The organism is Rhodococcus sp. IEGM 1381 (genome assembly GCF_030056795.1).
Lineage (GTDB): Bacteria > Actinomycetota > Actinomycetes > Mycobacteriales > Mycobacteriaceae > Rhodococcoides.
The window spans coordinates 23,128-40,726 of the sequence record NZ_JASHKQ010000018.1 but is presented as its reverse complement, the minus strand read 5'-3'; the positions used below and the strand labels follow the sequence as shown (position 1 = coordinate 40,726).

Sequence of the window (17,599 nt, the reverse complement as noted above, 5' to 3'; positions counted from 1 at the left end):
GAGGGCCCGCACCTGGCGTCAGTTCACGTCGGGCGTGACGAGCAGAACCTTGTCCTCGGATCCGTTGTCGGTGGTGAGCAGGAAGCCACCGTCGTTCCCGACGCTGGTGAGCGAGCGAAGTCGGCCGTAGGTCCCCTCCAGCGCCTCTGCCTCGGCGACGTACTCGGTTCCGTCCTCCGACAATGCCAGGAACACCAGCTTCTCGCCCTGCTGGCTCGAGATCACCGCGGCGCCGTTCCAAGAGCCCCACTGCTCACCGTCGGTGAACGTGACGTCGGGGGTGGCGATGGTCGGATCACCCGAACTCCACACTGCGGGCAGGGCACCAGGAACCCGATCGGGGTCGGTCATGGGGACCGATTCGTCGTAGACCGACGGGCGTCGATCGGGCCGATAACCGTAGTTGCCGCCCGGCACCAACAGGTTCAGCTCGTCGTCTCGGCTCGTCCCCTGCTCGACCTCGAAGATCTGATCGGTTCCGGGACGGATCGCCAGTCCCTGCACATTGCGATGACCGAGAGTGAAGATCCGATCCGGTGCGTCGGCTGCGGCAGTGCCGTCTGCATTGACGTGTAACACTTTGCCGCCCAGCGAGTTCCGATCCTGGGGAAAGGTCGGGTTCGCGTTGTCGCCGGTACCGATGTACAGCGTGCCGTCGGGATGAGCCAGGATGCGGCACCCACCGTGACGACCGCCGTCGGCGACGGGAATGTCGTCGACGAGCGTCCCGGTGCGTGAGAGCTGCGTCCATTGCGGATCGACGGTCCACGACATCACCGCGATACGGTTGCCTGCATCGCCCCGCACACCCTGGCAGGTGTAGATCGTCCGCGACGCAGCGAAATCCGTGGCCAGCGCAATACCCATGAGGCCGGTCTCGCCGGAGGCGTAGAGATCGCCCATATCCGCATCGAGGTCGCGCACGTCTCCAACGGCGTCGCGGACGACGAAGCGTCCCGATCGTTCACCGGTCAGCACTGTGCCGTCCGGTGCCATCACTACGTCCCACGGCTTGTCGAGGCCGTCGAGCAGGGTGGTCACGGAGAGCGACGGCAGCGGTCCGGGCTCGGAGCTAGCGGATACCGACGGGCTGGTCCCGGGTGCGGCGACGTCCTCGGTGCCCTGCTGCGGTGCCGCGACCTGTTGCGCCGACCCACCCGACGAACAAGCCACGAGCACACATGCAGTCACGGCAATGATTCCGACTGTGGACACCAACTTCACGAGCAAACTCCTGACGGCGGGAACGAATGGTCCGGTTCCTCCGGTATCACCGTTTTCTCCGGATCCGAACCACCCGTGCCGCTGGATCAGGACGCGAGTCGGTACCCAGCCTCGGCGATCGCGGCGTCCACCGCTGCGGTATCGAGCGTCGCATCACTGCTCACCACAACGGAACCGGCGTCCACATCCACATCGACACCGGTGACCCCCGCGATCTCGGAGACTTCTTCCTTCACCGACGCAGCACAATGTGCGCACGTCATGCCCTCGACCGAATATGTCGTCTGCATTGTCGACTTCCCTTCTGTCGTCAGGAGCGCACGAGGCGCGCGATGGCCTCGGACGCTTCTTTCACTTTTGCGTCTGCTTCCGGCCCGCCTTGCCTCGCCGCCTCCACGACGCAACCGGCGAGGTGGGCATCGAGCAGCTTCAACGAGACCGACTGCAGCGCTTTGGTTGCGGCAGAGACCTGGGTGAGAACGTCGATGCAGTAGCGGTCGTCGGCGACCATTCGGGAAATCCCGGCCACTTGACCCTCTATCCGACGCAATCGCTTCAGCAGGTCGTCCTGCTCGGCGCTGTAGCTGCTCATAGCGTCCACTATACCCCTACCCGGTAGGGGGTGGCTCTTCCGTCCGGACTCGACGCACCGCGTCGACGATCAGCAACCCCGCGACGGTGACGGCAAGGGCCGCCAGCGCGATCCAGGACCCCGAGTAGAACGTCCCCTGATACGCCGGGGACACGTCGGGAACAGCGGGGAACTCGGTGGTTCGCACGCCCATGTTCCAGCACACCACGGCTCCGATCACCGCCAGCAGCGCGAACACGAATTCCACCCAGCCGACGGACTTCCTCACAGGTACTCCCGTTTGGCCGTTTCGAGGGCCGCGCGCAACCCCTCGTCATCCTTTGCCCAGGCCTGAACCAGCCCGCCGCCCACCAGCCGCAGCCCGATGCCGTGGCGCTTACGCGGCACACCCGAGAGCTCCCCGAGCACTCGCGCCGTCTCCCATCTCTTGGGCTCGTACTCGTCGTCGGCGTACTCGGCCGCAGGAAAGATGTCGTCGATTTCGGCGATGTCGACCGTCTCCGTGCCCTGACGCAGCGTTCGGGTGGTGAGTTCGACGCTGACGTGCATGCGAGCAGCGCGCAGCTGAACGTAGGTCAGACCGACGAGGATCAGCGAGAACAGCACGAGTGCGAACCAGTGGATCACCGGACCGGAAGCGAGCTCGACGGCGAGTACCACGAGGCAGAACACAGGCCCCCAGGCCAGCATGCGCCATCGACCACCAGGTTCGTGGAACAGCACGGTCTCACTCGCCGACATCTCACTGCTCACGCTGAAACCACTCCCGCGCCGACGGTCGGTAAACGAGAACGGCCGCGAGAACAAGGCCGACGGTGATCACCAGCGGAACGAACGGGAACACCAGTGCCGCGAAAATCAGCAGCAGAGCGGCAACTCCCGACAGCGTCACCAGAGCGCGCCGAAATCTGCGGTCACCGCCGCGGACGTGACTCGACATCAGCCCGACGGCCAATCCGACCACCCCGGAGATCACACCGAGGCCACGAAAGACGGTCAAGAACGAATTGCCCTGCTCTTCCGAGCTGAACGACGCACGAATCTGATCGGCGGGGAGCGTCAAGGCGATCATGCAGACGACGATCAGCAACACGGCCGAGGCCAGCCACAGCCAGTAGGCGGCAGAGACCACCCGAGGACGGACGATCGATGCGTCGGTGTCTGCGCTCACGCCAGACATCCTGCCACCGCGGGGTTGGAAAGGGTTCCGCAGGCAGAAATTCCGGACGGCACCCAGCACTCAGCCGGCAGAAATCCCCAACGCCATGATTGCGATCGCGGCCGAGACGGCGAGGAGCAACCCGAGCAGCGCCCAACCGGGACGGCCGCTTTCCCGGGGACAGGGCTCGCGGTCGACCACCGGCTGGGCGACGCTCGCTACTGCAGGGGTGTTCTCTGCCATGTCGGATCCGATCACTCGAAAAGATATCGAGAGTGATGCTAGTCACACAGCGGGGCTTGCGGCCGAGAACACGCCCGAAACTACCGAGCTCTGACAACTACCGCCGTCTGGACGCGACGAAGTATTCGTTGGATTCACGACGATGCATCAGGTAGATCGCCCCGGCGGCAACTACACCCTGGCCGATGCTCAGCACGCCCATCACGATGTTCATCGCCCCCGCCGTCGATGCCATGGCGAACAGATCAAGGATCGTGGTGAACACGATGAACGATCCGATGACGGTCAGCAGCATCCGGGCCCACATCTTGCCCGCGCGCATCCGCTTGACCCAGAACAGGAACAACGCCCCGAAACCGAGCACGACGAAGATGGTGACGACCAGCATCACCGTCACCATCGACTGCGTGGATTCGACGGTCATGTCCGCTGCCGCGTCCTGCGCCGCGAGTTCGTCGAGCAGAGACTGCGCAAATTCTTCACGCGCCCCGAACAGCGTCCATACCGAATACAGCGCTGAGAGAGCGCCGATCAGCGCCACTCCCCACCACAGATGGCGAGCCGTCTCGACGTCGACCGGTGCCGGTCGCGGAGTCGGCTCCAGCTCCGGGCCCGACCGCGGGAACCCGTGCTCGAGCTCCCAGCGCTGCCAATCCGGTTGCGACGGTGGATTGTTGGGCGTGTTGCTGTCGGGGTTGTTTCCCGGGGGAAAATCGTTCACAGCCAGCCCGCCACTTCGGTTGCCCAGTAGGTCAGTAGGACATCGGCACCCGCACGCCGAATTCCGACGAGCGATTCCAGCACCGCCGCGTCGCGATCTATCCAGCCGTTCTGTGCGGCGGCGGTGATCATGGCATATTCCCCGGAGATCTGATACGCCGCAACCGGAACCGGCGACATCTCGGCCACATCGCGGAGTATGTCGAGGTACGACATGGCCGGCTTGACCATCACCATGTCGGCACCCTCGGCGAGATCGAGCTCCACCTCGTGGGTGGCCTCTCGGCGATTCCGTGCGTCCTGCTGATACGTCCGGCGATCCCCCTGCAGCGACGAGCCCACGGCTTCCCGGAACGGACCGTAGAAGGCCGACGCATACTTCGCGGAGTACGCCAGCTGCCCTACCTCGACGTGACCGGCCGCGTCCAGTCCGGCGCGGATCGCACCGACCTGTCCGTCCATCATTCCGCTGGGTCCGAGCAGGTGAGCACCCGCGTCCGCCTGTGCGACGGCCATGTCGACGTAGCGCAACAGGGTGGCGTCGTTGTCGATCGAGCCGTTCTCCCCCAGCACACCGCAGTGACCGTGCGAGGTGAACTCGTCCAGACACGTGTCGGCCATGATGACCGTCGAATCCCCGAGGTCGGACTTCAGCCGAGCCAGCCCGCGGTTCAGGATTCCGTCCGGATCGGTTGCCCCCGAGCCGGTTTCGTCCTTGTCCTCGGATTTCGGCACACCGAACAGCATGACGCCGCCCACGCCTGCCGCTACGGCCTCCTCGGCCGCAGCACTCAGCGAGTCCAGCGTGTGCTGGAACACCCCGGGCATCGAGCTGATCTCCCGCGGCTCGGTGATGCCGTCGGCCACGAACATCGGCAGTATCAGATGCCGTGGCTCCAAGGACGTTTCGGCTACCAGCCGACGCAGCGCCGGGGTACGGCGCAGGCGTCGGGGGCGGTCGGTGGGGAACAAGCGAACTCCTTACGGACCGGGTGTGCTGAGCGTGAGATCCGCGACCGAGTTACCGGCGGCGCGACTTCTTTCGCGGCGGAGGCAGTGCACCCTCGGCGCGCAGGCGAGCTGCGTGCTCGGCGAGCGCCTCGACCAGCGGTCCGACCTGAGCCGACTCGGGCTGCACGTCCACGCGCAGACCGAATTCGACGGCCGTCTCGGCGGTCTTGGGGCCGATGCACGCAACGAGTGTGCGGGCGTGCGGCTTTCCGGCGATGCCGACCAGGTTCCGGACGGTGGAGCTCGACGTGAAGCACACTGCGTCGAATCCGCCGGTCTTGATCATCTCGCGGGTCTCGGCGGGGGGCGGCGCTGCCCGCACGGTGCGGTATGCGGTGACGTCGTCGATCTCCCAGCCGCGTTCGCGCAAACCTTCGGCGAGCGTTTCGGTCGCGATGTCGGCACGCGGCAACAGAACTCGATTGACCGGGTCGAACACCTCGTCGTACGGCGGGAAGTCCTCGAGCAGTCCGAGCGAGCTCTGCTCACCCGACGGCACGAGTTCGGGGTTGATGCCGAACGAACGCACCTTCGCCGCCGTTGCCTCTCCGACGCACGCGATCTTGACGCCGGAGAACGCGCGGGCGTCCAGACCGAACTCCTCGAACTTCTCCCACACTGCCCGGACGGCATTGGTGGAGGTGAAGACGACCCACTGGTAGCGGCCGTCGACCAGGCCCTTGACGGAACGTTCCATCTGGGCCGGGCTGCGCGGCGGCTCGACGGCGATGGTCGGAACTTCGATGGGGATGGCCCCGTGGGTGACGAGGCGATCGCTCATCTCACCGGCCTGGTCCTTGGTGCGCGGAACCAGCACGGTCCAGCCGTACAGTGCGCGAGACTCCCACCAGGACATCTTGTTTCGGCCCGAGACGACCTTGCCCACGGTGACGACGAGCGATCCGACGAGCTCGGATCCGGCGTCGTTGAGGGTGGCGAGGGTGGCCTCGACGGTGCGCTGCTGGCGAGTGGTGCCACGAACGGTGATGGCTGCAGGCGTCTGCGGTGCCAAACCGTGTTCGACGAGGGCACTGGCGGTTTCGGCCAGGTGACCCGACGTCGCGTGCAGCACGAGCGGGCCGGGAGCAGCAGCGAGCGCTGCCCAGTCGACCTCGCCGCGGACGTCGGCCTCGGTGTGGCCCGAGCCCAATGCCATGCCGGCGTAGCTGGGCACCGCGGATCCCGCAGGCAGGCCCGGGAGCACCTCGAACGGCACGTGCGTCCGCGCGACGGCACTGACCTCGGCGATCACCGAATCGGTGGTGAGCGGATCACCGGAAACCAGGCGAACCACGTCGTGGCCGTTCTTGGCCTCGGCGAGAAGCGTTTTGGCGACCTCAGCGGGCTCACCGAGTGCCGGACGAACCTCGACACCGTTCTCACCCGTCTCCGCGTCCCGGGGGACGTCGGCACCGACGAGCGCGGTGACGCCCTTGTCGACGTCGGGATCGGTGAATGCGAGCTCGGCCGCTCCGAGCACTTCACGTGCCCGGACCGTGAGCAGAGCCGGGTCACCCGGCCCGGATCCCACGAACAGGATCCGTCCGTTGGTGTTCTTGCGGACTGGGCTCATCGGTTGTTCTCCAGTGCTGTTTTGTATGGGTACTGCAGTTCTATCGGGGTTGCCGCGCCCCGTTTCGGAATCAGTCGAGCGGTAGCGATCGACTCTCTTCGTACGGCCGGACGGGTCGCCGTGCGTTTGGCGCGTCCGCGGACGGGTGCCGTTATGGCCCTAGACATGAGATCCACCCTGTACGTGAGAACCGGCCTGCGCTGGTTCGGTGACTGAAACGAGTTCGCGGGCACCGAGATCGAGCAGTTCGCGGGCCAGTTCTCGGCCCAGCTCCTCGGCGCGGTCGGGTGATCCGACGATCGACGCGCGGATGGTGTCGCTGCCGTCGATCGCGGCGACGCAACCGCGCAACGACAGTTCGTCGAAGATGCGGCCGTCCTCGTCGATGGATTCGACGACCTCGGCGATCGCGCCGACCGGAGCGGTGCAGCCGGCTTCGAGTTCGGCCAGCAGTCCGCGTTCGGCTGCCACCGCGGCACGCGAGTGTGCGTCGTCGAGGGTGGCGATGGCCGCCGCGAGATCGGTGTCGCCGGTGCGGCATTCGACAGCCAGGGCACCTTGAGCGGGTGCCGGCAGCAGCTGTACCGGATCGAGTGCTTCGGTGACGACGTCGAGTCGGCCGATGCGGGACAGCCCGGCGCGGGCGACGATGACGGCGTCGAGCTCGCCCGAGGCCACCTTCCCGATCCTGGTGTCGAGGTTGCCTCGCAGCGGCCGGACGTCCAATCCCTGTCCGAGAGCTCGCAATTGAGCAATCCGACGGGGTGCGGAGGTACCGACCTTCGCATCCGTGGGCAGCTCGCCCAGCACCAGCCCGTCGCGGGCCACCAGGGCGTCTCGGGGATCTTCGCGGGCCGGGATGGCCGCGATGACGAACCGATCGTCGGCTGCGGTCGGCAGATCCTTGTAGGAGTGCACGGCGATGTCGACGGTGCCGTCGGCGAGTGCCTCGCGCAGCGCTGCGGTGAAGACCCCGACGCCGATCGTCTGTACGGGTGCGGCAGACAGATCGCCCGCAGTCTTGACGATCACCAGTTCCGCCTCGACCCCTGCTGCGGCGAGAGCCACGCGCACGGTGTCGGCCTGAGTGGTCGCGAGAAGGCTTCCGCGAGTACCGATCTTGACGATGTCGCTCATTCCGATCGCTCCTGACCGGCGGTGCCGCCGGGGTACGAGTCCGAGCGCAGATCGGTACGGCTGGCGGTGAAGTCGTCGACCAGCTCCAGCGAGCCGATCTCCATCGGCGTCGCCACCGCATCGACCGAACCGGGGCTCAGCTCGAACAACTCCCGCAGCGCCGCGGCGTAGGAATCCCCGCCCGGGGTGCTGGCGAGCTGCTTGACGCGCACCGTTGGCGAGTGCAGCAACTTGTCGACTACACGGCGCACGGTCCGGGCCACCTCGTCGCGCTGCGGCGAATCGAGGCCGGGCAGCCGCGACTCGAGGCGCAACAACTCGCCCTCGACCACTTCGGCCGCGCGCTGACGCAGTGCGGTGACGGTGGGGGTGACCTCGGCAAGTCGTTGCCCCGCAAGGTAACCCGAGAGTTCACTGGATACGATCTCGCGAGCCGCCGACGCGTCGTTCGCCGCAGCACCGGCTGCGGGATCGCGCTGAAGCGACTCCATGTCGAAGACGGTGATGCCCGGCAGCTGCGCCACCGCGGCGTCGACGTCGCGGGGCAGTCCGAGGTCGCAGATCACCAGCGGGTGCTCGGCGTCGCGGCCGACGAGGGCGAGGTGAGCATCGGCGATGGAGACCACGGCCCCCACCGCACCGGTACAGGTGATGAGGATGTCGGCCTCGGCCACCGCGTCGGACAGATTTTCGAGGGCGACCGACGTTGCCGCGATTCCGTTCGAGACGGCGTTCTCGGCCAGGTGGTCGGCCCGCTCGCGGGTGCGGTTGACGATGGTGAGGCCGCCGATTCCGGCGCGGCCGAGGTGCGCGACGGCGAGGCCGCCCATGGCTCCGGCTCCGAGGACGACGGCCTTGCGACCGGCGAGGGAACCGCCGAACGTCTCGGCGGCGCGATCGAGGGCCACCGAGACCACCGAGGCTCCGGCGGAGTCGATCCCGGTTTCGCTATGCACCCGCTTGCCAACGCGCAGCGCCTGCTGAGCCAGTTCGTGCATCACCCGGCCGGATGCCTGCTGCCCGTCCGAGGCGGCGTATGCCGACCGGATCTGGCCGAGGATCTGCTGCTCGCCGATGACCATCGAGTCCAGGCCGCTGGCCACTGCGAACAGATGCTCGACGGCGGCTTCGCTGTAGCGCACATAGGCGTGCTTGGTCAGGTCCGCGATCTCGAGTCCGGAGTGTTCACCGAGTACCTCGCCGACGGCCGTCAACGCGCCGTGAAAGGCGTCGACGACGGCGTAGATCTCGACGCGGTTGCACGTGGACACCACCATGACCTCGGAGATGCTTCCGCTGGCCATCAGTTTGTCGGTCAGTTTCGGGCGATCGGTGTCCGTGATCGCGACACGCTCGAGAACTGCGACGGGAGCGCTACGGTGCGATATCCCGACGAGAAGGACACTCACGGTGCAATCACCGATCCGTTTCTTGTCGAACTGTTGACTGGGCTTGGATTACCGGCGATGCGCGGGCCGTGACTGCGGCCCAGACGTGCCGTGGACGTGAGTGGAGGCGGTGAGACCGGCTGTGGCCGAGGCGCAGTGACGACGGTCGGTGCGGTCACGTCGGCCGGTTCGGACACATTGCGAGAGCTGTTGAAGGAGAGCACCTGCATCTCCACCGCCAGGTCCACCCGCCGTACCTCGACGTGTTCGGGAACGTCGAGCACCATCGGCGAGAAGCTCAGAATGCACTCGACGCCGCCTGCAACGAGCTTTTCGGCGACGACGTGCACTGCGTCGTCAGGGGTGGCGATGACGCCGATGGTCGCCTCGAGTTCACGGCAGGCCTTGTCGAGATCGTCGACGTGCCGGACGGTCAGTCCGTCGACGTCTGTGCCCACCCGAGCCGGGTCTCGGTCGAAGAGGCCGACCATGGTGAAGCCGCGACGCGCGAATCCGCCGTACCCGGCCAGCGCCTGTCCCAGATTGCCGACTCCCGCCAGTACGACGCGGTGTCCACGATCGAGTCCGAGTGCGCTCTCGATCTTGGCGCGCAGCCGTGCGACGTCGTAGCCGACACCCCGAACGCCGTTGGGGCCGAGAAAGGAGAGATCCTTGCGGAGTTTGGCCGATCCGACACCCGCTGCGGTGGCCAGTTCTTCACTGGAGACGATGAGAACGCCCTCGTCTGCGAGGATCGAGAGGACCCGCAGGTAGGTCGCCAGACGGGTGACCGTAGCCTGAGGGATGACCCGCTCTACGCCGCTGGGCGACGGGCGCTCTTCGGTCACGTCTGGGGCTCCTCGTCCGAACGGCGTCGATGCCGGTCTTCACGCTGATCCTGCGTTCGTGTCTATTTCACGAATGCTGTTCACACCACGGTAACTGCTTGTGAACGAATGAACAAAGTTGCGCATACCGGCCTTCACCTGCACACGGAGACGAATCACACGTTCTTAGGGTGCCCTGCCCGAGCCAGATCGGCCCGCAATCGGGGCACGTCCACCTCCCAGTAGCTGTGCTCGATGCCGTCGAGCAGTACCACCGGCACTCGGTCCCCGTACTCCGCACGCAGGTCAGGCGATTCCGATGCCGCCTCGTCGACGTCGACGACCGTGACGGCCACGTCGAACTCGCCGCAAACCTCGTTCAACACCTCCAGCGCGTGGGCGCACGAATGGCAGCCTGCACGGGTGAGAAGAGCCACGCCGGGGGGAGTCGTCTGCATCCGTCCACTGTGACACGTCCGCAATGGAGACGAACGTCACAGACCACTACCCCAACTGCCCGCCCTCTCGGCCGGCTTCGCTTGTCCCCCGCCGGTCCTGTCGGACCCACGACTAGGCTGTTTCAGTAACCGAGCGGGCTGCGAGGGTGACCGAGTGGGCTGCATCGAGTACTCGAGTGGGAGGAGGACCGAAGTGAGTGACGGGGGAACCGACCTGCCGATCGAGGCCACGCCCGATATCGACATGGTCGACACCGAGGATCCGCGCGGGGACAAGCAGTTCAAGCGGCGTATTCGCAGGATTCGCAACCCCTTCGGTCCGTCCGATGCAGAAGTCCGCGCCAACGTGGCGGGCCAGGCCAGTGCCGACGCCGCTCTCGCGTTGCGGATCGAGTCCGAGGGCGCGATACCGCGGGATCTCACCGCTGCGGCCTTCTTCGATGTGGACAACACCATGGTCCAGGGCGCATCGATCATTCATTTCGCTCGCGGGCTGGCTGCTCGTAAATACTTCACCAGTGGCGACTTGGCTCAATTCGCTTGGCAGCAAGTGAAATTCAGGGTCAGCGGCAAGGAGAACAGCGAGGACGTGGCCAGCGGCCGGGAGAAGGCGCTCTCGTTCATCACGGGCCGTCCCACCTCCGAACTGACCACGCTCGGCGAGGAGATCTACGACGAGGTCATCGCCGACAAGATCTGGGCCGGCACTCGTGCTCTCGCCCAGATGCACCTCGACGCCGGCCAGCAGGTGTGGCTGGTCACCGCCACTCCCCTGGAACTGGCTCAGATCATCGCCAAGCGGCTCGGCCTCACCGGGGCACTGGGAACCGTCGCCGAGAGCAAGGACGGGGTGTTCACCGGCCGCCTCGTCGGAGACATCCTCCACGGCATCGGCAAGGCGCACGCAGTGCGCTCACTGGCAGTGCGGGAAGGCCTCAATCTCAAGCGGTGCACCGCGTACTCGGACAGCCACAACGATGTTCCGATGCTTTCGCTCGTCGGGACCGCCGTGGCGATCAATCCCGATCCGGACCTTCGTGAGCTGGCCAAGAACCGGGGCTGGGAAATTCGCGACTACCGCACCGGACGCAAGGCCGCCAAGATCGGCGTTCCGACAGCGTTGGCCTTGGGCGCAGTGGGCGGCGGACTCGCTGCCGTGATCGGCCGTCGCAAGGGCTGACCCAGCCGGGCAGGGCGATCAGAGCGTCAGCTGCATCAGGGTCAGGTCGAGCCATCGGCCGAACTTGACGCCTACCTCAGGCATCTGCCCGACGGTGGCGAAGCCGAATTTCCGGTGCAGAGCGATCGAGGTGGTGTTCTCGGACTCGATGAACCCCACCAGCACGTGCACGTCGCCTGTCCTGGCCCGCTCGATCAATTCGCTGAGCAGCGCACTGGCCAGGCCACGCCGGTAGAAGTCCCGGTGGATGTACACCGAGTGCTCCACCGAGTGCCGATAACCACTCTTGACCCGCCACTGACCGTACGACGCGTAGCCGGCCACCCGGCCGTCGACCTCGGCGGTGAGGACGGGGTATCCCGCCGCGAGGCGGCCGTCGAACCAGGCCGTGCGGTCGGCGAGGTCGACCTGTTCCTCGTCCCAGATGGCAGTCGTGTTGGCGACGGCATCGTTGTGGATGTCGAGAATCTCGGGCAGGTCGTCGATGGTGGTGTTGCGAATGTGCACTGGCACAGGATAACCCGTGCGTTCACCCCAGGAAGACGTTGCGCCTCTTGGCCAGCAGTCGGTACAGCGTGTGCTGAATGGTTTCGCGAACGTGGTCGGTCAGCTCGAAGAGCACCATCGGATCCTCGAACGCGGTGGCGTCGTACGAGTCGGTAGGAATCGGCTTACCGAACTCGATGTACCACTTGGACGGCAACGGGATCAGGCCGAGCGGACCGAAGTGCGGGAAGAACGGCGTAACCGGAAAATACGGCATGCCCATCAGTCGAGCCAGTGGCGCGATGTCGCCGATCTTCGGGTAGATCTCCTCCGAGCCGACAATCGAGCACGGGATAATCGGTGCTCCGGTTCGCAGAGCCGCCGACACGAACCCGCCGCGGCCGAACCGCTGCAATTTGTAGCGCTCGCTGAACGGCTTGCCGATGCCCTTGAAGCCCTCGGGAAACACTGCTGCGAGTTCGCCGGTACGCAGCAGACGCTCGGCATCGGGGTTGCATGCCAGCGTGTGCCCGGCCTTGCGGGCGATGGTGCCGACGCCGGGCATCTCGAAAGCCATGTCGGCAGCCAACATTCGCAACGGACGGTGCGCCGGATGGTGATCGCGCACCGCGACCGACGCCATCAACGCGTCGACGGGAACCACGCCTGCGTGGTTGGCGACGACGAGTGCGCCGCCGTCCGACGGGATGTTCTCGATGCCTTTGACTTCGACGCGGAACCACTTCTCGAACAGCGGCCGCAGCAACGGAAGCCAGATGGCGTCGGCGAAATGCGGGTCGTAGCCGAACTCGTCGACGCTGTAATCGCCGGCCAGACGCCGACGTACGAATTCGGCAACGGAGGAGATCTGGTCGACAACGGCGGTCTTGGTGTCGTCGATCATCGAGAGCAACGGAGTCGGGATCACTGCCGCCGGGGCGGACGCGACTGCGGGGGCAGGGTCGAGCAGTGGCGTCGGCTCACGCGGCTCGGTGTAGGCGGAGGGGTGCCGTTCGCGCGAACCCTGCGACGCACGGACCGAGCGGCCACCGTGCAGTGGAATTACTTTGGCCACTTCACTCACCCGTCCCTCCCGAACTTCGCACTGTGTCCGAGCTACGCAGTGCTGCCAGTGCGCGCGCCGTGGATGCGCCGGTATCGACGGCCGAGAGCAGTCGATTCTCGATGCCGTCCACCCACTCGGTCCTGATGACCGGGCGCAGCGCCGCGCCGCGGACGAAGTCGTCGAACGCCTGAACCGTAGTCCACCGCGGCTCGAAGCCCAGGACCGAACGCATCCGGGTGGTGTCGAGGCCGCAGCCGAAGTGGAAGTAGTCGAGTTGCTCAGTGGTGAATTCCCGCATCATGCCGCCCATGAGAGCGCGGCCGACACTCTTGAACAATGGAAATGGAACCGGCACCTGGACGCGCCCGGCACGGCGGATCGCCTGCGACAGCATGATCGTGCCGTCGGCCCCGATGTTGAACGTGCCCGCCGGACCACCGATGGTGGCGCGCTCGAGCGCGGCGAGGGCGTCTTCCTCGTGCAGCAACTGCATACGTGCATCGCGGCCGATGATGCTCGGGATCAGCGGCGAGGTCATGTACCGCGAGATGGTGCCGTTCAATCGCGGACCGATCAGCGGTGCCATGCGGAGGATCGACACAGCGATGTCCGGTCGTCGACGGCCGAGTCCGCGAACGTATCCCTCGATGTCGATGGTGTCCCGCGCATACGCACCGTTCGGTGGGCGTCGGGCACTCATCTCCTCGGTGAACTTCACCGGATCCTTCGCGCTGCAGCCGTACACCGAGGAGGACGAACGCAGGACCACCTTCTCCACCGTCGGAGATTTCTGGCACACCGCGAACAGCTGCATCGCGCCGATGACGTTGAGGTCTTTCATCGTGGCGCGGCCCCCGGATTTGGGGGGCTTGGCCACGGTGGCAGCATGCACGACGGTATCCACGCCGGCATTACGAATCACTTTGCCGATCAACGGGTTTCGAATGTCCGCACGGACGAATTCGGCGCGGCCCATGCGTCGGAGCAGATCCTTGCTCGGCGACAGCGCATCGACGGCGATCACCCGTTCGATCTGCGGGTTCTGGGCCAGTCTGGTGACGAGGTATCCGCCGAGAAAACGACTGGCTCCGGTCACCAGGACCACTCGGGGCGCGGCAACACCACGATCGCTCGGACTCACTGCGCACCCCCAACATCGGCTCCGTCCAAAGCCTACTGGATCGGTGGGCAGACGCGAGGGTGAGAAGCAAAGCCCATCCACGAACGCCAGGAGGCCCGCCACCGATGGTGACGGGCCTCCTGGTGAAAGCTATGCCGGCAGAACTACTTGCCGAGTTTCCTGCGCTGTACGCGGGTACGACGAAGCAGCTTGCGGTGCTTCTTCTTCGACATGCGCTTGCGACGCTTCTTGATCACTGAACCCATGCGGGTGTCCTCACGTTCTTCTCTAGCGTTTTCGCGCACGCCGTTTGCGTACGCCTACCTGACAACCAAGCTCTGAGGGCTTCGAGCCAAAAGCCTTGGTCACCGAGCTGGCGCTGGGGCCACGTACTCGCCCACGGCTGCACACCGGCTGGCTGGCACGACGAGCGCCAATCCTACCGGTCCGAACCGGCACTTACGAAACCGGCCCCGCGTGCACTACTAGCCTGCGTCGAAGTACGAGGTCTCGAGATAGTCGTGAACCGCCTTGGCGTGCACACGAAAAGACCGACCCACTCGTACAGCGGGCAATTCTCCGCCGTGTACCAGCCGGTACACGGTCATTTTCGAAACCCTCATCAACGTCGCCACTTCGGCGACAGTGAGGAACTGCGTTCCGGCCAGAGCCGGTTGACCATCCGGGGACGAACCCTTGGACGGCTTGTTTATAGACGCCATAAATCCACATACCTCCGGCACGTCTCATGCGGCAGGCTTCCCCTCCTGCCGAACAGACACGCACGTGCTGCCCCCGAGCCTATAGGGACAGATGGGGTTACTGCGACGGGAGTGGGGAAAAGATTTTTCAATCTGCTGTGATGCCCATCTCAATCGATCGGGCGTTGGCAGCACCGAGAGCATCGAAAAACGCTGCTCGAAGGCCATTTCGTTCCAATTCTCGCACTGCTGCGGCCGTCGTACCGCCCGGCGAGGTCACGGCGTATCTGAGCTCGTTCGCACTCTCGTCGGACCGATCCAGCATCGCCCCGGCCCCCACCATCGTCTGAACCACGAGCGCCGACGCCACGTCGCGGGCCAATCCCAGGCCCACTCCCGCGTCGATCATGGCCTCGGCCACCAGGAAGAAATAGGCCGGACCCGACCCTGATACGGCCGTCACGGCGTCGAGCTGATGTTCCTTGACCACCACGACCTTGCCGACGGCCGAGAGGATGGAGCGGACCAGCTCGAGGTGCTCGGCGCGCGCGTACTTGCCCGGAGCCAACACGCTGACGCCCTCCCCTACGAGCATCGGGGTGTTGGGCATGACCCGAACGACAGGGAAGCCGGCGGGGAGCTTGGGCTCGAATTTCGTGGTGGGGACGCCTGCGGCCAGCGAGACAATGAGTTGTTCGCGATCGCCGTCGAGCTCGATCTTGGTGATCTCGGTCAGTGCCGCCTCGACGTCGGCCGGCTTGACCGCAAGCACGATCACGTCGGCCCCCTCGGACGCGTCGCCGACGGTGGTGGTCAGGACACCGAATTCCTTCGCGATCTCCTTGGCGCGGGCCTCGGACTTCTCGGCGACCACCAGATCGCGCACTGCATGGCCGGACTCGAGGAGTCCCGCAATCAACGCCTCGCCGATCCGTCCGCCGCCGATCACTGCAATTCTCGTCATGCGGCCAAGCCTGCCATGTCAGTTCGAGCGCGGCACCATCGCCAACTGTCTGCTCTGCACTACGACGGCACCGGTCGAATCCAGCACCACATGGTCCTCCTCGAACCACGTGCTGCCGATGACGCTGCTGGTCGCCGCCACGCGCAGCCACCCCGGCGCAGGACGGTGCCGCAGGTAGGTCGTCAACTGCACGGTCGGAGCCCAACCGAACATTCCGCGGTTCATGGTCACCGGAGCCGAGATGTCGCCGGTCATCAGTGCGAACAGCACCGCGGTGTCGATGTCGGCCTCGTCGCCCGCGAAGGGGCGCACCCACAACCGAATCTCCGCCTCGCCCGTCGCGCCGGTCAGGAACGACGCCGAGGACGCGTCGATACGCATCTCACAGCCCTTGGCGACGTGCACGATGGACGCCATCGGATGATCGCCTGCCACCGCGAGGGTCTCTGCGGGCGGCGAGGTGGCCATCGACGCCAGCGACGTCGGTGTCTCGTGGTGAGGTTCGTCGGAATCGGGACGACCGAGGGTCACCACCGCCCGCACGGCAACGCGTCCGGCCTGGGTGAGTTCGACGTCGACGTGGGAAACCTGGCGACCGCGCTTGCGCACCACCGTCGTCAGCGCAACCTCGCCGGGATCGGGAGCGGCCAGGTAGCTGACGCTCACCGCGAGCGGCTGGATCTCGGACTGCTCCGGGTCGGTCCTGACAATCTGCTGACGCGCTGCTGCCGCGCAGACGGCGAGCATCGCCCCGCCGTGCACCTTGGGACCGATGGTCCAGGTGGAGTCGATCGCGCCTGCGAACGACGCGGAGTCGGCGGTGACGTCGAGCGCGGTGAGGGTGGTGGCGGCTTTGAACGGGCTGACGGAACTCATTCCGAACAACTTACCGGCGACCTCAGGACAGGTGTGTACGGGCGAACTGCAGGGCTTGGTCGAGCATCGACGACCGCTCGGGCACGGTGCGCGCGTTCTGCGTGTTGATCTCGATCACCGCCTGGCCATCGAAGCCGCGACGAACCAGCTCGGTGCACACCTCGACGCACGGCTGACTGCCGTGCCCGGGGATCAGATGCTCGTCGACGGACGCGCCTCGGCCGTCGGCCAAATGCAGGTGTGCGATGCCCTCGCCCATCCGATCGAGCATCTCGATGGCGTCCGAGCCCGCGGTGGCCGTGTGCGAGAGGTCGAGGGTGTAATGACCGTGCCCGACGTCCGTCGGGTCGTACGACGGGGAGAACGCCGACAGGGCGGCTCCCGGACCACCTCGTCGTTCCAGTCGCTGCGCCGATTTCTCCTTGCGTCCGAAGAACCTGTCGGCACGCATCGGAAACATGTTCTCGACGGCGACCACCACGTGCGAGTTCGCTTCCAGTTCCGCTACCTGATCGGCGAAGCCCTCGCTGTACTTACGTTGCCAGCGGAACGGCGGATGCACGACGACCGTAGCCGAACCGAGCTTCTCGGCCACCTCGACCGACCGGGCCAGTTTGGCGATCGGATCCGAGCCCCACACTCGCTGCGAGATCAGCAGACACGGCGCGTGGATGGCCTGAACCGGAATCGAATACTCCCGAGAGAGTGCGGCCACCGCGTCGACGTCCTGGCTGACCGACTCGGCCCACACCATCAGTTCCACGCCGTCGTAGCCGAGTTCGGCTGCGTACCGAAAAGCCGCCTCGGTGTTCTGTGGGTACACCGATGCCGTGGACAGTCCAACGTGTATTCGCTGCGCAGCCATCGTGGTTCC

The 17,599-nt window shown here is 65.9% G+C and carries 23 protein-coding genes; 1 reads left to right on the top strand and 22 read right to left on the bottom strand.

Features of this window, described 5'->3' with window-relative positions; genetic code table 11:
- Positions 1-18: 18 nt before the first annotated feature.
- From QM797_RS23425 to QM797_RS23360, 14 genes are all read right to left on the bottom strand, one after another.
- The gene (locus tag QM797_RS23425; RefSeq protein ID WP_283278057.1) at positions 19-1,224 is read right to left on the bottom strand and encodes a PQQ-dependent sugar dehydrogenase; all 1,206 of its coding nucleotides are present in this window, start codon (positions 1,222-1,224) and stop codon (positions 19-21) included.
- Positions 1,225-1,310: 86 nt separating this feature from the next.
- Entirely contained in the window at positions 1,311-1,514 is a 204-nt protein-coding gene (locus QM797_RS23420) for a heavy-metal-associated domain-containing protein (protein WP_283278056.1), read from the bottom strand.
- 20 nt (positions 1,515-1,534) lie between these two features.
- Entirely contained in the window at positions 1,535-1,816 is a 282-nt protein-coding gene (locus tag QM797_RS23415) for a metal-sensitive transcriptional regulator (RefSeq protein ID WP_037188667.1), read from the bottom strand.
- A gap of 16 nt (positions 1,817-1,832) precedes the next feature.
- Complete coding sequence (locus tag QM797_RS23410; protein WP_283278055.1) at positions 1,833-2,084, bottom strand: hypothetical protein; 252 nt, start codon at positions 2,082-2,084, stop codon at positions 1,833-1,835.
- Complete coding sequence (gene mce1N, locus QM797_RS23405; protein WP_283278106.1) at positions 2,081-2,557, bottom strand: transport-regulating membrane protein Mce1N; 477 nt, start codon at positions 2,555-2,557, stop codon at positions 2,081-2,083. Before mce1N ends, QM797_RS23410 begins: the two co-directional genes overlap by 4 nt.
- A gap of 1 nt (position 2,558) precedes the next feature.
- Complete coding sequence (locus QM797_RS23400) at positions 2,559-2,987, bottom strand: hypothetical protein (protein WP_283278054.1); 429 nt, start codon at positions 2,985-2,987, stop codon at positions 2,559-2,561.
- Positions 2,988-3,056: 69 nt separating this feature from the next.
- Entirely contained in the window at positions 3,057-3,218 is a 162-nt protein-coding gene (locus QM797_RS23395) for a hypothetical protein (protein WP_283278053.1), read from the bottom strand.
- 97 nt (positions 3,219-3,315) lie between these two features.
- A complete protein-coding gene (locus QM797_RS23390) occupies positions 3,316-3,939 on the bottom strand; it encodes a hypothetical protein (protein WP_283278052.1) in 624 nt (207 codons plus the stop codon).
- Positions 3,936-4,910 carry a porphobilinogen synthase gene (gene hemB, locus QM797_RS23385; protein WP_283278051.1) on the bottom strand — a complete coding sequence of 325 codons (975 nt, stop codon included), beginning with the start codon at positions 4,908-4,910 and terminating at the stop codon, positions 3,936-3,938. The genes QM797_RS23390 and hemB overlap by 4 nt, the downstream gene beginning before the upstream one ends.
- Before the next feature lie 49 nt (positions 4,911-4,959).
- On the bottom strand, positions 4,960-6,522 hold the full coding sequence (locus QM797_RS23380) for a bifunctional uroporphyrinogen-III C-methyltransferase/uroporphyrinogen-III synthase (RefSeq protein ID WP_032401867.1): 1,563 nt from the start codon (positions 6,520-6,522) through the stop codon (positions 4,960-4,962).
- A gap of 159 nt (positions 6,523-6,681) precedes the next feature.
- On the bottom strand, positions 6,682-7,659 hold the full coding sequence (hemC, locus tag QM797_RS23375) for a hydroxymethylbilane synthase (protein ID WP_283278050.1): 978 nt from the start codon (positions 7,657-7,659) through the stop codon (positions 6,682-6,684).
- Positions 7,656-9,068 carry a glutamyl-tRNA reductase gene (locus QM797_RS23370; RefSeq protein WP_283278049.1) on the bottom strand — a complete coding sequence of 471 codons (1,413 nt, stop codon included), beginning with the start codon at positions 9,066-9,068 and terminating at the stop codon, positions 7,656-7,658. Before QM797_RS23370 ends, hemC begins: the two co-directional genes overlap by 4 nt.
- Entirely contained in the window at positions 9,065-9,895 is an 831-nt protein-coding gene (locus QM797_RS23365) for a redox-sensing transcriptional repressor Rex (protein WP_283278048.1), read from the bottom strand. Before QM797_RS23365 ends, QM797_RS23370 begins: the two co-directional genes overlap by 4 nt.
- A gap of 155 nt (positions 9,896-10,050) precedes the next feature.
- Positions 10,051-10,332 (bottom strand): glutaredoxin family protein, encoded by a 282-nt coding sequence (locus tag QM797_RS23360; protein WP_283278047.1) that lies wholly within the window; start codon positions 10,330-10,332, stop codon positions 10,051-10,053.
- A gap of 244 nt (positions 10,333-10,576) precedes the next feature.
- Between QM797_RS23360 and QM797_RS23355 the strand changes: the two genes are divergently transcribed.
- On the top strand, positions 10,577-11,512 hold the full coding sequence (locus QM797_RS23355; protein ID WP_283278105.1) for an HAD family hydrolase: 936 nt from the start codon (positions 10,577-10,579) through the stop codon (positions 11,510-11,512).
- An 18-nt stretch (positions 11,513-11,530) separates the two neighbouring features.
- On the opposite strand, the gene QM797_RS23350 is transcribed toward QM797_RS23355, so the two are convergent.
- From QM797_RS23350 to QM797_RS23315, 8 genes are all read right to left on the bottom strand, one after another.
- Positions 11,531-12,019, bottom strand: coding sequence for a GNAT family N-acetyltransferase (locus tag QM797_RS23350; protein WP_283278046.1), 489 nt, complete (start codon positions 12,017-12,019; stop codon positions 11,531-11,533).
- A 22-nt stretch (positions 12,020-12,041) separates the two neighbouring features.
- The gene (locus QM797_RS23345) at positions 12,042-13,082 is read right to left on the bottom strand and encodes a lysophospholipid acyltransferase family protein (protein WP_283278045.1); all 1,041 of its coding nucleotides are present in this window, start codon (positions 13,080-13,082) and stop codon (positions 12,042-12,044) included.
- Positions 13,075-14,205 (bottom strand): NAD-dependent epimerase/dehydratase family protein, encoded by a 1,131-nt coding sequence (locus QM797_RS23340; RefSeq protein ID WP_283278044.1) that lies wholly within the window; start codon positions 14,203-14,205, stop codon positions 13,075-13,077. The genes QM797_RS23345 and QM797_RS23340 overlap by 8 nt, the downstream gene beginning before the upstream one ends.
- 143 nt (positions 14,206-14,348) lie before the next feature.
- Positions 14,349-14,450, bottom strand: coding sequence for a 30S ribosomal protein bS22 (locus QM797_RS23335; protein ID WP_003402602.1), 102 nt, complete (start codon positions 14,448-14,450; stop codon positions 14,349-14,351).
- Positions 14,451-14,669: 219 nt separating this feature from the next.
- The gene (locus QM797_RS23330) at positions 14,670-14,906 is read right to left on the bottom strand and encodes a helix-turn-helix domain-containing protein (RefSeq protein WP_008713658.1); all 237 of its coding nucleotides are present in this window, start codon (positions 14,904-14,906) and stop codon (positions 14,670-14,672) included.
- Between the two features lie 127 nt (positions 14,907-15,033).
- Positions 15,034-15,849 (bottom strand): pyrroline-5-carboxylate reductase, encoded by an 816-nt coding sequence (gene proC / locus QM797_RS23325; protein WP_283278043.1) that lies wholly within the window; start codon positions 15,847-15,849, stop codon positions 15,034-15,036.
- 18 nt (positions 15,850-15,867) lie between these two features.
- Complete coding sequence (locus QM797_RS23320) at positions 15,868-16,725, bottom strand: thioesterase family protein (RefSeq protein WP_283278042.1); 858 nt, start codon at positions 16,723-16,725, stop codon at positions 15,868-15,870.
- 22 nt (positions 16,726-16,747) lie between these two features.
- Complete coding sequence (locus tag QM797_RS23315; RefSeq protein ID WP_283278040.1) at positions 16,748-17,590, bottom strand: sugar phosphate isomerase/epimerase family protein; 843 nt, start codon at positions 17,588-17,590, stop codon at positions 16,748-16,750.
- Positions 17,591-17,599 lie beyond the last annotated feature (9 nt).